The following is a 14,122-nucleotide window of genomic DNA, read 5'->3' on the forward strand; positions in this document are numbered from 1 at the left end:
ATCCTGCTCAGAAGGTCGACGCCGTCCGGTTCTGCTGATCTCGCTGGGCAACCCAGTGCTCGATCAGCTCGCGCAATTGCGACAACTCGACCGGCTTGGACATGTGCCCATCCATCCCGGCCTGACGCGCGCGCTCCTTGTGTTCGGCGAGAATGTGCGCCGTCAATGCCACGATCGGCGTGCGGATGCGTTGGTTGCTGACTTCCCACGCGCGCAGTTGCTGGGTCGCCGAGAAGCCATCGAGAATCGGCATTTCGCAGTCCATCAGCACCAGGTCGTAACGCTGGGCTTTCATCGCTTGCAGGGCTTCTTCGCCGTTGGCGGCGGTGTCCGGTTGCAGGTTGAGCTTGCCGAGCATGCCGCGAATCACTTTGGTCGAAATCGTGTTGTCTTCGGCAACGAGGATGCGGAAGTCGCTCGGCACTTTGGCAGCCGTGGCTGGGGTGACCACTTGCGGCTGGAACACCACTTGGCCTTTGTTGCGCTGGTTGAGTTCGTCGGCCAGCGTAGTCTTGAGGGTGTAGCCGGCCACCGGTTTGGCGAGGATGCGTTTGATCCCCGAGTTGCGCGCGATGATCTTGCTCGGCGCATTGCTGATGCCGGTGAGCATGATCAGCAGAATGTCGTGGTTCAGGCTCGGGTCTTCCTTGATCTTGGCCGCGAGCTGCATGCCGGTCATGCCCGGCATGTTCTGATCGAGCAACACCACATCAAAGTAATCGCGCAGGTGCGCCTTGGTGCGCAACAGGGCCAACGCTTCCTTGCCGGAAGGCACGGCGCTGACATTCAGCCCCCACGCGCTGCATTGCTGCACCAGTACTTTGCGACAGGTGTCGTTGTCGTCGACCACCAACACTCGTGCGCCTTGCAATGGGCTGTCGAGATCGGAGGTCGGGTGTTCGAGGCGATCCGGATCCAGCGGCAGGGTCAACCATAAGGTGCTGCCCTGATTGGCGCCGCTCTTGATGCCGAATTCGCCCTGCATCAAACGAATCAGTTGCCGCGCGATGACCAGACCGAGATTGCCGCCCAAGCGATTCGCCGAGAGGAAGTGCTTGCTGTGCAGTTCGGCGTGCATCAGCGCGTCGCGTTCTTCCTGATCCATCGGTTGGCCGCTGTCCTGCACAGCGATGCGCAGGCGTGGCTTGCTGCTGCGTTCGTCGAGCGCGACGACGATCAGCACTTCACCTTCATCGGTTTTCTTCAGAGCGTTTTCCAGCAGGCTCAGCAGCGTCTGACGCAGACGTGTCGGGTCACCGCTGATCACTCGCGGCACTTGCGGCTGGATGAAGCTGATCAGTTCGACGTTCTGCTGTTCGGCCTTGGCGCGGTAAATGCTCAGGCAGTCATCGATCAAGGCATTAAGGTCGAACTGCACGTCGTCCAGTTCGATCTGCCCGGATTCAAGCTTGGAAATGTCGAGGATCTCGTTGATCAACGTCAGCAGTTCGTTGCCGGCGCTGTGGATGGTCTGCACGTAATCGCGTTGCTTGACCGACAGTGGCGTGCCCAGCAGCAGTTCAGTCATGCCGAGCACGCCGTTCATCGGCGTGCGGATTTCGTGGCTGATCTTGGCGAGGAATTCGGCTTTGGCGTTGATCTCGGCATTGCTTGCGGCGAGGTCGCGGCTGACGCTGAAACGGCTTTCGGTGATGCTGCGCTGACGCTCACCGAGGGCGATGCTCATCAGCAGGCCGCTGATGCAGATGAATGCCATCAGGGTCATGATCAAGCCTTGCGGCGAGACCAATGTCAGCCCCAGCAAGGCCGGAAGAATGATCAGCGTGCCGATGTTGAACACCACCATCGCCGCGACGAACAAACGCGCCGGGCGGTAACCCTTCTGCCAGTGATAGAACGCGACGAACAACATGCTCAGGCCGGCCAGCGCCACCAGTGCATAAGTGATGATGTTCAGCGGCAGGGTGTTGACGAACAGCAGCAACAGGCTGCAGGTCACGATAAACAGAATGTCGCCCAGCAACAGTTTGTTCAGCGGATGCGGGCCGAGCGGGGCGAAGAAGCGATAGGCGAACATCAGCCCGGCCGGCGCCGTCAGCAGCAACGCCAGATAGGCGCCCGGCGTCTGCACCGCATGCCAGTTCGGCAGCCAGGGACCGGCGAGGTTGAGCAGCAGCAACAGGCTCAGGCCCAGCAGGCCTTCGCAGACCGCCAGCCATAAGCTGCTGCGCGAGCGGGAATAGGCGTAGCGCACCAGATTGTGCAACAGCAGCATGCCGAGGCAGCCGAACAGTAAACCGAAGACCAGCGTCTGATTGTGATTGGCCGCGCTCATCACCGCCGATTGCAGGGTGACGTGCGGGCGCAACTGATGGTCGGACACCAGGCGCAGATACACGTCGAGGGGTTTGTCGCTCTGCGGCAACGGCAACATGAAGTCGCTGCTCGGCAACGGCCGTTCGGCCTGCGGCTGGTCGGTGCCGGTGTTGCGTTGCTCGATCAGCTTGTCGCCGTCGAGTACGTAGAGATTGAGCTGTGACAGGTCGGGGGCAAAGATGCGCAGCACTTGCTCGTGCTTGCCCGGTGCCAGCCTGAAACGCAGCCACAAGGCGCCATCGGGTTCGGACGCGGTGAGGCGGTCAAGGTCGATGGGGCTGAATTGATTGGTGTAGCGAGCGGAGCGGATATCGCTCAGTTGCAGATTGCCCTGATCGTCGAGCAATACCGACCAGCCACTGCCTTGCGCGGCCTGGGCCGGAAGCATGCAGAGCAAGGTCAGCAACGTGACGGTGAAGCTTATGGCAATCCTGAGCCAGCGCACGGCGAAATCCCTTCGTAGGTTGATGCCAGAATATAACGATGCGCGGCGGCGGAACAGCCCGGCGAGGAACGGTATCCCTCGCCGGACTTGATCGACAGCTTATTCCTGGGTTTCGCCACGTTCACGGGCAATGGCGCGGTAGCCAATGTCCTTGCGGTAGAAGCAGCCTTCCCAGTCGATGGCGGCCGCGAGCTTGTAGGCTTGCTGCTGCGCTTCACCGACGCTGGCGCCCATTGCGGTGGCGCAGAGCACGCGACCGCCGGCAGTGACGACGTTGCCGTCTTTCAGTGCCGTGCCGGCGTGGAAGACTTTGCCTTCCAGCTTCGCCGCAGCATCGAGACCGTTGATCGCTGCGCCCTTGGCGTAGTCGCCCGGGTAGCCGCCAGCGGCCAGCACGATGCCGACGCTCGGGCGTGGATCCCATTGGGCTTCGACCTTGTCCAGCGCTTGCGCGAGCGCCGCTTCAACCAGCAGCACCAGGCTCGACTGCAGACGCAGCATCACCGGTTGGGTTTCCGGATCGCCGAAGCGGCAGTTGAACTCGATGACTTTCGGGTTGCCGGCTTTGTCGATCATCAGACCGGCATACAGGAAACCGGTGTAGACGTTGCCTTCCTCAGCCATGCCGCGCACGGTCGGCCAGATCACCAGATCCATCACGCGCTTGTGCACGTCGGCGGTGACCACCGGGGCAGGGGAGTAGGCACCCATGCCGCCAGTGTTCGGGCCGCTGTCGCCGTCGCCAACACGTTTGTGGTCCTGGCTGGTGGCCATCGGCAAAACGTTTTTGCCGTCGACCATGACGATGAACGAAGCTTCTTCGCCGTCGAGGAATTCTTCGATGACCACGCGCGAACCAGCGTCACCGAAAGCGTTGCCGGCGAGCATGTCACGCACGGCGTCTTCGGCTTCAGCCAGGGTCATGGCGACGATCACGCCTTTACCGGCGGCCAGGCCATCGGCCTTGATCACGATCGGTGCGCCTTTTTCACGCAGATAAGCCAGGGCCGGCTCGATCTCGGTGAAGTTCTGGTAGTCGGCGGTCGGAATCTTGTGACGGGCGAGGAAATCCTTGGTGAAGGCTTTCGAACCTTCCAGTTGCGCAGCGCCGGCGGTCGGACCGAAGCAGTCCAGGCCACGGGAGCGGAACAGGTCAACGACGCCAGCCACCAGCGGCACTTCCGGGCCGACGATGGTCAGGGCAACGTTTTTCTCGGCGAAGTCGGCCAGTTGCTCAAGGGCCAGCACGTCGATGGCGACGTTTTCGCACTTGGCTTCAATGGCGGTGCCAGCGTTGCCCGGAGCGACAAAAACCTTCTGCACGCGCGGATCCTGAGCCACTTTCCAGGCCAGGGCGTGTTCACGGCCACCGCTGCCAATGATCAAAACATTCATTTCAAAAACCTCGGATGACGCTAATTCTGTGGGGGCTGATCGTTCCCACGCTCTGCGTGGGAATGCCTCTACGGACGCTCTGCGTCCGAGGGACGCGGAGCGTCCCGGGCTGCGTGCCCACGCAGAGCGTGGGTACGATCAAGCAATAATCAGTGACGGAAGTGGCGCATGCCGGTGAACACCATCGCGATGCCAGCCTCATCGGCAGCAGCAATCACTTCAGCATCGCGCATCGAGCCACCCGGCTGGATCACCGCAGTGATACCGACCTTGGCCGCGTTGTCCAGACCGTCACGGAACGGGAAGAACGCGTCCGATGCCATCACCGAACCGGCCACTTGCAGACCGGCGTGCTCAGCCTTGATTGCGGCGATACGTGCCGAGTTTACGCGGCTCATCTGGCCTGCGCCGACACCGATGGTCTGACGGTTCTTGGCGTAGACGATGGCGTTGGACTTAACGTACTTGGCGACTTTCCAGGCGAAGATCAGGTCGTGGATCTCCTGTTCGGTCGGCGCACGTTTGGTCACGACTTTCAGGTCATCGGCGCTGATCATGCCGATGTCGCGGCTCTGTACCAGCAGGCCGCCGTTGACGCGCTTGTAGTCCCACGCTGCAGCGCGGTCAGCCGACCACTCGCCGCAGGCCAGCAGACGTACGTTGGCTTTCGCCGCAACAATGGCGCGGGCTTCTTCGCTGACGCTAGGGGCGATGATCACTTCCACGAACTGACGCTCGACGATCGCTTTGGCGGTCTCGGCATCCAGTTCACGGTTGAAGGCAATGATGCCGCCGAACGCAGATTCGGTGTCAGTCGCGTAAGCCAGTTCGTAGGCCTGACGGATACCGCCCTCAGCGTCCGGGCTGACTGCCACGCCGCATGGGTTGGCGTGCTTGACGATCACGCAGGCTGGCTTGACGAAGCTCTTCACGCATTCCAGCGCGGCGTCGGTGTCGGCCACGTTGTTGTACGACAGCTCTTTGCCTTGCAGTTGGGTCGCGGTGGCGATGCCGACTTCGGCAGGCTTGGCTTCCACGTAGAACGCCGCGCTCTGGTGCGGGTTCTCGCCGTAGCGCATTTCCTGGGCCTTGATGAACTGGCTGTTGAAGGTGCGCGGGAATTCGCTGCGGCCTTCAGTGCTCAGGGTTTCAGCGGCCTGGTTCACGGTGCCCATGTAGTTGGCGATCATGCCGTCGTAGGCGGCGGTGTGTTCGAAGGCCTTGAGCATCAGGTCGAAACGCTGAGCGTAGGTCAGGCCACCGGCCTTGAGGCCTTCGAGCACGCTGGCGTAATCGCTGGCATTTACCACGATTGCTACGTCTTTATGGTTTTTCGCTGCCGAACGGACCATGGTCGGGCCGCCGATGTCGATGTTCTCGATGGCGGTCGGCAGGTCGCAGCCTGGCTTGTTGATGGTGGCTTCGAACGGATAGAGGTTAACGGCAACCAGATCGATCGGCTTGATGCCGTGCTCGCTCATGATTGCATCGTCGATACCGCGACGACCGAGGATGCCGCCGTGGATTTTCGGGTGCAGGGTTTTCACCCGACCGTCCATCATCTCGGCGAAACCGGTGTAATCCGCGACTTCCACTGCGGCAACACCGTTGTCGCGCAGCAGCTTGAACGTCCCGCCGGTGGAGAGGATCTCGACGCCCAGGGCTTCAAGCTCCTTGGCGAATTCGAGGATCCCGGTCTTGTCGGAAACGCTGATCAAGGCGCGGCGGATCGGCAGGCGGGTAGTCTGGTCGGTCATCTCAATTTCCATCAAAAGCAAAGGAAGTCAGCAAAAAAGGCGACCGTTTTTTACGCGGGCGCCTTTCTGGTTTGATTGAATGCTTACAGCAGATCGTACTGCTTGAGTTTCTTGCGCAGCGTGCCGCGGTTAAGTCCCAGCAGCTCACTGGCCTTGGTCTGGTTGCCCTTGACGTAGTTCATCACGCTTTCGAGCAGGGGAGCCTCGACTTCGGAGAGCACCAGGTTGTACACATCCGTGACGGACGCGCCCTCAAGGTGGGCGAAATAATTGTGCAGCGCCTTCTCGACACTCCCGCGAAGGGTCTGGCCTTCTTCGCTCGGGGTATTGAGGTGCTGTTTCAAATTCACGTTGTCGCTCACGGGTGCTGTTCCACTCACTAAAGTCTCGGTCATCATCGTCATGCGGCCACCCCTTCTTCGTCCCCTGTCAGGCTCTTGTAATGCTCGGCGAAGAACTCCCGAACATTGGCGCATTGTGTTTCCGTACCATCCAAACGATTGAAGTGGGCGCGAAACTCCCTGGCGCCCGGCAAGGTTGCGAGATACCAGCCCACATGCTTGCGCGCAATGCGCACGCCCATCACGTCCCCATAGAAAGCGTGAAGTGCGGCCAGATGCTCCAGCAGTATGTGTTCCACTTCGATCAGCTCCGGCGCCGGCAATTTCTCGCCGGTACGCAGGAAGTGTTCGATCTCGCGAAAAATCCATGGCCGCCCTTGGGCGGCGCGGCCTACCAACAGGCCATCGGCACCGGTCGCGTCAAGCACGTAACGGGCCTTCTCCGGCGAATCGATATCGCCATTGGCGAACACCGGGATCGACACGGCCTGCTTGATCGCGGCAATCGTGTCGTACTCGGCTTCACCCTTGTACAGATCGGCGCGAGTGCGGCCGTGCACTGCCAGCGCGGTGATCCCGGCCTGCTCGGCGATCTTCGCCACGGTCAGGCCGTTCTTGTTGTCGCGATCCCAGCCGGTGCGGATCTTCAGGGTGACCGGCACATCAACCGCAGCCACAACGGCCTGCAGGATCTCGGTCACCAGTGCTTCATCTTTCAACAACGCGGAACCGGCGGCCTTGTTGCAGACCTTCTTTGCCGGGCAACCCATGTTGATATCAATAATCTGTGCGCCCAGTTCGACGTTGGCCCGCGCTGCGTCCGCCAGCATCTGTGCATCACCACCGGCGATCTGTACCGAGCGTGGCTCGGGATCGCCCTCGTGGATCATGCGCATGCGCGACTTGCGGGTGTTCCACAGGCTCATGTCACTGGTGACCATTTCCGAGACTACAAGCCCTGCGCCCAAACGCTTGCACAGCTGACGAAAGGGCTGATCGGTGACGCCCGCCATCGGGGCGAGAATCAAGCCGTTCTGCAATGTGTATGGGCCGATGCGTACCGCCGACATAGGACTTCCCTGAGGTGGGGCCGGATCATGAGAGTTCGAAAAAGGGTTGGCATGATACCCGCTCTCGATGACTGGATAAAGGCTGAATTGAACAAAATCTGAACAGTTATTCTGTTATCGCCGCCGGTTTGGTCGTGGCTGGCAAAGTCAGAAAACCGCCGTCAATTCGAAAGCCATGCAGGGATTCACTCGGGTGAGTGGAAACTCAGGCTGTAATTCACCGCTTTGGGGCCGGGATCGAGAATATCCAGCGCAATATGGATCGGCGTCTGCGGCGGCATTTCGGCCAGACCTTCGAGATCTCCTCTAAGGTACTCGCCGGGTTTGAAACGACGACTGGCGATCAGGTGACCGTTGAGGTCGGCGAAGCGCAGTTCCAGTAATGGAAAGGGCTGAGAGAACGTCGCGCGGTTATAAATGATCGCGTCGACCACCAGTGCACCGTTGAACTCCGGGTGACTGCGCACCACCAGGTTGCTGCTCTTGATCCGGGCGATGTCGACCTTCGACGGCACCGTGCAGCCGATCTGCGGGCAGATTTGCTGAAACCACGGGCGGTATTGATCCTGTCGAGCCAGTTCATCGAAATGATAGGAAATGTACTGGGCAGCCAGTCCACCTGCCGCCAGCAGGACCAACAACAGCCAAAGCAAGCGGCGTCCCCACGGTGAGCGGCGTTTCTGCCAGTCCAGTTGCAGTGGGTCGTCAGTCAGGTCTTGCAGGACTTCGGCGCGTACGCCGGGTTCTGCGCGCTCGCGCTTTTTGCGCAGCGGTTCGATCGATGGCAAATCGTCGTCATCGACCTCGTCGCTGGCCGACAAGCGTTCGCGGCGGGCATTCGGGTCGATCGGATCATGCAAGCGCAGATGCGGAATCGCCGGCTCGTCATCCACATCCACCGGTTCCAGCGACAGCGAAGGCTCGGTGCGCTCGGAGGTGAGCGGTTCAATGTCGTCGGCTTGCGGCTCGTCGTCCGGCTCAGGGATCCGCTCATCGGCGGGTTCGCTGAACAGGCTGCCAGGCCACGCGGCATCATCGGGCTCGGGGCTGTCGCGTCGGGCGCTCAGGGACTCTTCGCGCGGGCGGCCGAGTTCGGTGGCGGGCTGGATTTCCCGTTGTTCGAGACGGGCCAGTTCTTCGTCCAGATCGAGGCTGTCGAGATCAAGCGCCGAGGCGCTCCATTGTTTCTGGCTGATGGCACGCGGTGCCGCAGGTTCAATGGCGGGGGGCTCGACAACAGGCGGCGCGGCAATGCTCGGCGACGCCTCGACAGGCAGCTCGGCGAGCGGTGGTGCAACCGGCGTCACCGCGTCCTTGCCGGCGTGTTGTTCCAGCAGCTGTTTGGCGGCGTTGAACACTTGCAGGCAGGAGCCGCAGCGAACCACCCCGCGGGCCACGCTCAATTGAGCATGGCTGACACGGAAACTGGTTTGGCAATGCGGGCACTGGGTGACGAAACTGTCGGTCATGCGGCGATCCGGATTATGCAGGCGGACATATTAGCGCCGACGGCCAGTGATGCGCACCCAGCCATCGCGATTGGCGATCGGGTCGAGATCAAAGTCCTGCGCGTAAGCTGCAGCCACTTCGTCACCCTGCTCAGCGAGGATGCCCGACAGCGCCAGGCGTCCACCGGACTTGACCAGCCCGGACAGTTGCGGCGCCAGCGAAACCAGCGGGCCGGCAAGAATGTTGGCGACCAGCACATCGGCTTGAACTTGCGGCAGATCTTCCGGCAAGTACAGCGGGAACAGCTCATCGGCAATGTTATTGCGCCCGGCGTTGTCGCGCGAAGCTTCCAGCGCCTGCACGTCGATGTCAGTGCCGACCGCTTCCTTGGCGCCGAGCAGCAGGGCGGCGATCGCCAGAATCCCCGAGCCGCAACCGAAGTCGAGCACGTTGCAGTCTTTCAGGTCCTGACCGTCGAGCCATTCCAGGCAGAGCGCGGTGGTCGGGTGCGTGCCGGTGCCGAAGGCCAGGCCTGGATCGAGCAGCAGGTTGACCGCATCAGGTTCCGGCGCAGCGTGCCAGCTCGGCACGATCCACAGGCGCTGGCCGAAACGCATCGGCTCAAAACCGTCCATCCAGCTGCGTTCCCAGTCCTGATCTTCGATGACTTCGCTGTGATGCTCGGGCAGCGGGCTGCCGGTCAGCAGTTCCAGATGGGCCAGAACCGGTGCCGGTTCGGTACCGCCTTCGAACAGCGCCAGCAGGTGCGTGTGCGCCCAAAGCGGAGTGGTATTGAGTTCCGGCTCGAAGATCGGCTGGTCTTCGGCGTCCATGAAGGTCACCGACACGGCGCCCACTTCAAGGAAAGCGTCTTCGTAGGTTTCGGCTTGTTCCGGGCTGATGGCGAGACGTACTTGCAGCCAAGGCATGGCGGGCACCTTTGAAAAATATTGATTGCAGCCTAGCGGCCGGCGAGAAGCGCGCAAGTTTACGCGAGCGCGCGGCAGAACACGAACATGGTTGAAGATCAAAAGATCGCAACCTGCGGCAGCTCCTACAGGAGTTCGCATTCCAAGGCAGGAGCTGCCGCAGGCTGCGATCTTTTGACTTTGCAGCAGAAACAACAAAGCCGCCCGAAGGCGGCTTTGTCAGGTGCGGGCTGAAGCTTAGTGCTTCTCGCCAGCCAGCTTGTGCTCGAGGTAGTGAATGTTCACACCACCCTTGCAGAAGCCTTCGTCACGAACCAGATCACGGTGCAGCGGGATGTTGGTCTTGATCCCGTCAACCACGATTTCGTCCAGGGCATTGCGCATGCGGGCCATGGCTTCGTCGCGGGTGGCACCGTAAGTGATCAGCTTGCCGATCAGCGAGTCGTAGTTCGGCGGAACCGCATAGCCACTGTACAGGTGCGAATCGACGCGAACGCCGTTGCCGCCTGGGGCGTGGAAATGCTTGACCGTGCCCGGGCTCGGCATGAAGGTTTTCGGGTCTTCAGCGTTGATCCGGCATTCCAGCGAGTGACCGCGGATCACCACATCTTCCTGCGTGAACGACAGCTTGTTGCCAGCGGCGATGCTGAGCATCTCCTTGACGATGTCGATACCGGTGACCATTTCCGAAACCGGGTGCTCCACCTGAACACGGGTGTTCATTTCGATGAAGTAGAAACGACCGTTCTCGTAGAGGAACTCGAAAGTACCGGCGCCACGGTAGCCGATGTCGATGCACGCCTTGACGCAGCGAGCCAATACTTCTTCGCGCGCCTTCTCGTCGATGCCCGGTGCCGGCGCTTCTTCGAGAACTTTCTGGTGACGACGTTGCAGCGAGCAATCGCGGTCGCCCAGATGGATCGCGTGACCCTGGCCGTCGGACAGCACTTGCACTTCGACGTGACGCGGGTTGGTGAGGAATTTTTCCAGATACACCATCGGGTTGCCGAACGCCGCGCCAGCTTCGGTGCGGGTCAGTTTGGCGAAGGCGATCAGGTCTTCTTCCTTGTGCACCACACGCATGCCGCGACCACCACCGCCGCCAGCGGCTTTGATGATCACCGGGTAGCCGACTTCACGACCGATGCGCAGCGCCGTTTCTTCGTCTTCCGGCAGTGGGCCGTCGGAGCCTGGAACGGTTGGCACGCCAGCTTCGATCATCGCGTGCTTGGCCGAAACCTTGTCGCCCATCAGGCGGATGGTTTCGGCTTTCGGGCCGATGAAAGCGAAGCCGGAGTTCTCGACCTGCTCGGCAAAATCGGCGTTTTCCGCGAGGAAACCGTAGCCTGGGTGAATGGCGGTAGCGCCAGTCACTTCAGCGGCAGCGATGATGGCCGGGATGTGCAGGTAAGAGTGCGCGGCAGAAGCCGGGCCGATGCAGACGGATTCGTCTGCCAGACCCAGGTGCATCAGCTCTTTGTCGGCCTTGGAGTAAACGGCGACGGTCTTGATGCCCATCTCTTTGCAGGCACGCAGAATCCGCAGGGCGATCTCACCGCGGTTAGCGATCAGAACTTTTTCCAACTTCGCAGTCATCAAAGGCTCTCCGCAGTTCAAACGATGGTGAACAGCGGTTGGTCGTACTCAACCGGCTGGCCGTCTTCGACGAGGATGGACTCGATCACACCGCTGGTTTCAGCTTCGATGTGGTTCATCATCTTCATGGCTTCGACGATGCACAGAGTGTCGCCTTTCTTCACGGTCTGGCCGACTTCAACGAAGGACGGCGAGGTTGGCGAAGATTTACGGTAGAACGTGCCGACCATCGGCGAACGGGCAACGGTGCCGTTCAGCGCTGGAGCAGCAGCGGCAGCCGGGGCTGCAGCAGCCACCGGAGCAGCAGCAACAGGTGCGGCAGCCGGCGCTTGCATCGGCGCCGGCGCGTAGTACTGCTGAGCCGGGGTCTTGCTGTGACGGCTGATGCGTACGGACTCTTCGCCTTCCTTGATCTCGAGCTCGTCGATGCCGGACTCTTCCAGCAATTCGATCAGTTTCTTAACTTTACGGATATCCATGAATCATCAACTCCCAAGGGTCGGTCAGGGGCGCTTAACGCTTGTAGTTCAAGTCGTTGCCTGTGTTTCAAGCTGTTCTAGTGCAGCCTCCAGGGCCAGTCGGTAACCGCTGGCGCCAAGGCCGCAGATCACTCCCACCGCTACATCGGAGAAGTAAGAGTGATGGCGGAAAGGTTCGCGTTTGTGCACGTTGGACAAATGCACTTCGATGAATGGGATGCTCACTCCCAGCAACGCGTCACGTAATGCGACACTTGTATGCGTAAAAGCCGCCGGATTGATCAGAATGAAATCGACACCTTCGCCGCGCGCAGCGTGGATGCGGTCGATCAATTCGTACTCGGCATTGCTTTGCAGATACAGCAGATGATGGCCGGCTTCACGGGCGCGGCGCTCCAGATCCTGATTGATCTGCGCCAAGGTCGTTGAACCGTAAGTGCCGGGTTCGCGGGTGCCGAGCAGGTTCAGGTTGGGGCCGTGCAGCACCAGGAGGGTTGCCATCTGCGTAGTCCTTGTTATGAGTGAGCAATCGTCAGAACCCGGCGACTATGCCGCAAAGACTTTGTGACTGTCCAGTTCTATGCAATAGCCAGCACGATGGCCGATGTTTGCGCGAAATATGTGACCAAGTGATTTGATCCGGTCATTTCTGCAAGATAGGCGGTGATACAAATGACGCTATCGCGAGCAGGCTCACTCCTACAGTTGGAATGCGATCCCTTGTAGGAGTGAGCCTGCTCGCGATAGCGGTCTATCAGACACGAAAGGCCTGAACGGCTGTATGCAGTTGCCCGCCAAGAACCAGCAAGTTCTCGCCCTGTTCGCGACCTTGGCCGATCCGCAGCAAGTTATCCCCACCCAACTGATGAATCCGCTCACTGTGATCGCGAATCTCGCTGACAGCGCCGCTCTGTTGCGCAGTGACATCGGCAATGCGGATCGCCGTCTCGGAGATGGTCTGGATCGCGCCGACGATTTTATCCAGCGCGCCATCCGCTGCTTGCGCCTGGTTGGCTGTGGCTTCGGCGTGTTCGACCTGTGCGCGCATGCCTTCGACCGATTGCCGCGCCGCTGTTTGCAGGCCGGCGATCAGCGTCTGAATTTCCGCTGTAGCACCGGCGGTGCGTTGTGCCAGCGAGCGCACTTCCTCGGCCACCACGGCAAAACCACGGCCCATTTCCCCGGCGCGCGCCGCTTCAATCGCCGCGTTCAGCGCCAGCAGGTTGGTCTGGTCGGCAATCGAGCGGATCACCGTCAACACGCCGCCAATGGTTGCCGACTCTTCGGCCAAATGCTCGATCATCTGCGCGTTGCCCTGAACTTCACCGACCAGCGCGTGCAGGCCGGTCAGGCTCTGGCCGATCACGGTCTGGCCATGCACAACGGCCAGTCCGGCGTGACGGCTGGCCTCTGCTGCCTGTTGTGCATCACCGGCAACTTGCTGGATTGTCGCTTCAAGTTCGCCGAGGGAATCGCGGATCAGCGCGGTATCGCCGGCCTGATGTTCTGCCCCGCTGTGCAAGTCGTTGCTCAGTTCGGCGAGGGTGCGGCTGCTGCCCGCGACTTGTTCGGCGTTGCCACGAATCGTCCCGACCAGATCCACCAGATAGGCACGTAAGCGGTTTAGCGAGGCTTCGATGTCGTGCAGTTCGCGGTTGGTCTTGCCCAACTGAATATCGCGGCTGAAATCGCCTTCGGCCCAGGTCGACAGCGCCGGCGCCAGATTGGTCAGGGTGCGCGAGAGCCGGCGCTGCAAGGTATCGATCAGCAACGCGATCAGCAGAATCAGGCCGATCATCACGCCTTGCATCAAGCGCACTTCGCCCTGGATCTGGCCGTGCTGGGCGCGTACCACCGGCTCTAGTCCGGCGATGGCTTGCTGTACGGCGGCGATTTTCTGGTGAGTGGCGGCGCTGAGGTCGGCGCGTTTCTGGATCTGGTCGCGAGTGCGCGCAAGCTCCGCCGGGTAGCGGGCCAACAAACTGTTGAGTTCACGCTTGAGGCCGACCCCGACATCTTCGGCGACGGTTTTTTCACTGTTCTCGATGCCCATCATCGCCGCGAAGTCGTCGCTGCCCGATTCATTGTTGGCGACGACGCCGAGCAGCGGCAGGGCATCAAGCGCTTGAGCCTGCGAGCGAATACTGGTGACTTCGCGCTCAACATCGGCCGCCAGTTCGCTGCGCCCGCTGCTGACCAGTTTGCCCCGCGCCAGTGACAGTTTGCCCAAGTGCTGAGAGGCGATGAGCAACGGCGCCAGATAAGCCGGATTACCGTTGGCGTAGGTGCTGAACTGATCGAGGCTGGCGCTCAATTCGCGCTCG

The 14,122-nt window shown here is 60.9% G+C and carries 10 protein-coding genes and 1 pseudogene; all 11 read right to left on the minus strand.

The window, feature by feature from the left end; translation table 11 throughout:
* Positions 1-7: 7 nt before the first annotated feature.
* Positions 8-2,782, minus strand: a complete 2,775-nt coding sequence (locus AC3IUF_RS03080) for a hybrid sensor histidine kinase/response regulator (protein WP_007914583.1) — start codon at positions 2,780-2,782, stop codon at positions 8-10.
* Between the two features lie 99 nt (positions 2,783-2,881).
* Positions 2,882-4,177 (minus strand): phosphoribosylamine--glycine ligase, encoded by a 1,296-nt coding sequence (purD, locus tag AC3IUF_RS03085; RefSeq protein WP_007914586.1) that lies wholly within the window; start codon positions 4,175-4,177, stop codon positions 2,882-2,884.
* Positions 4,178-4,326: 149 nt separating this feature from the next.
* Positions 4,327-5,934, minus strand: coding sequence for a bifunctional phosphoribosylaminoimidazolecarboxamide formyltransferase/IMP cyclohydrolase (purH, locus tag AC3IUF_RS03090; protein WP_007914589.1), 1,608 nt, complete (start codon positions 5,932-5,934; stop codon positions 4,327-4,329).
* An 83-nt stretch (positions 5,935-6,017) separates the two neighbouring features.
* The gene (gene fis / locus AC3IUF_RS03095; protein ID WP_003221275.1) at positions 6,018-6,338 is read right to left on the minus strand and encodes a DNA-binding transcriptional regulator Fis; all 321 of its coding nucleotides are present in this window, start codon (positions 6,336-6,338) and stop codon (positions 6,018-6,020) included.
* Entirely contained in the window at positions 6,335-7,345 is a 1,011-nt protein-coding gene (dusB, locus tag AC3IUF_RS03100) for a tRNA dihydrouridine synthase DusB (protein WP_007914598.1), read from the minus strand. The genes fis and dusB overlap by 4 nt, the downstream gene beginning before the upstream one ends.
* Before the next feature lie 185 nt (positions 7,346-7,530).
* On the minus strand, positions 7,531-8,814 hold the full coding sequence (locus AC3IUF_RS03105) for a DUF3426 domain-containing protein (protein WP_007914599.1): 1,284 nt from the start codon (positions 8,812-8,814) through the stop codon (positions 7,531-7,533).
* 30 nt (positions 8,815-8,844) lie between these two features.
* Entirely contained in the window at positions 8,845-9,723 is an 879-nt protein-coding gene (gene prmA / locus AC3IUF_RS03110) for a 50S ribosomal protein L11 methyltransferase (RefSeq protein ID WP_007914600.1), read from the minus strand.
* Between the two features lie 237 nt (positions 9,724-9,960).
* The gene (gene accC, locus AC3IUF_RS03115) at positions 9,961-11,319 is read right to left on the minus strand and encodes an acetyl-CoA carboxylase biotin carboxylase subunit (RefSeq protein WP_123376932.1); all 1,359 of its coding nucleotides are present in this window, start codon (positions 11,317-11,319) and stop codon (positions 9,961-9,963) included.
* Between the two features lie 17 nt (positions 11,320-11,336).
* Positions 11,337-11,798: an acetyl-CoA carboxylase biotin carboxyl carrier protein gene (gene accB / locus AC3IUF_RS03120; RefSeq protein ID WP_007914603.1), complete on the minus strand. Its 462-nt coding sequence runs from the start codon at positions 11,796-11,798 to the stop codon at positions 11,337-11,339.
* Between the two features lie 48 nt (positions 11,799-11,846).
* Positions 11,847-12,299, minus strand: coding sequence for a type II 3-dehydroquinate dehydratase (gene aroQ, locus AC3IUF_RS03125; RefSeq protein ID WP_007914604.1), 453 nt, complete (start codon positions 12,297-12,299; stop codon positions 11,847-11,849).
* A gap of 253 nt (positions 12,300-12,552) precedes the next feature.
* Positions 12,553-13,059 (minus strand): annotated as a pseudogene (locus tag AC3IUF_RS03130) (methyl-accepting chemotaxis protein); the annotation flags it as partial.
* Positions 13,060-14,122 lie beyond the last annotated feature (1,063 nt).

The sequence above is a fragment of the Pseudomonas sp. KH_040 genome, from assembly GCF_057839305.1.

What these genes read in the sequence shown, in the direction of transcription:
- purD (WP_007914586.1), bottom strand. Translation starts at nt 4,177, where the DNA reads ATGAATGTTTTGATCATTGGCAGCGGTGGCCGTGAACACGCCCTGGCC.
- purH (WP_007914589.1), bottom strand. Translation starts at nt 5,934, where the DNA reads ATGACCGACCAGACTACCCGCCTGCCGATCCGCCGCGCCTTGATCAGC.
- fis (WP_003221275.1), bottom strand. Translation starts at nt 6,338, where the DNA reads ATGACGATGATGACCGAGACTTTAGTGAGTGGAACAGCACCCGTGAGC.
- dusB (WP_007914598.1), bottom strand. Translation starts at nt 7,345, where the DNA reads ATGTCGGCGGTACGCATCGGCCCATACACATTGCAGAACGGCTTGATT.
- AC3IUF_RS03105 (WP_007914599.1), bottom strand. Translation starts at nt 8,814, where the DNA reads ATGACCGACAGTTTCGTCACCCAGTGCCCGCATTGCCAAACCAGTTTC.
- prmA (WP_007914600.1), bottom strand. Translation starts at nt 9,723, where the DNA reads ATGCCTTGGCTGCAAGTACGTCTCGCCATCAGCCCGGAACAAGCCGAA.
- accC (WP_123376932.1), bottom strand. Translation starts at nt 11,319, where the DNA reads ATGACTGCGAAGTTGGAAAAAGTTCTGATCGCTAACCGCGGTGAGATC.
- accB (WP_007914603.1), bottom strand. Translation starts at nt 11,798, where the DNA reads ATGGATATCCGTAAAGTTAAGAAACTGATCGAATTGCTGGAAGAGTCC.
- aroQ (WP_007914604.1), bottom strand. Translation starts at nt 12,299, where the DNA reads ATGGCAACCCTCCTGGTGCTGCACGGCCCCAACCTGAACCTGCTCGGC.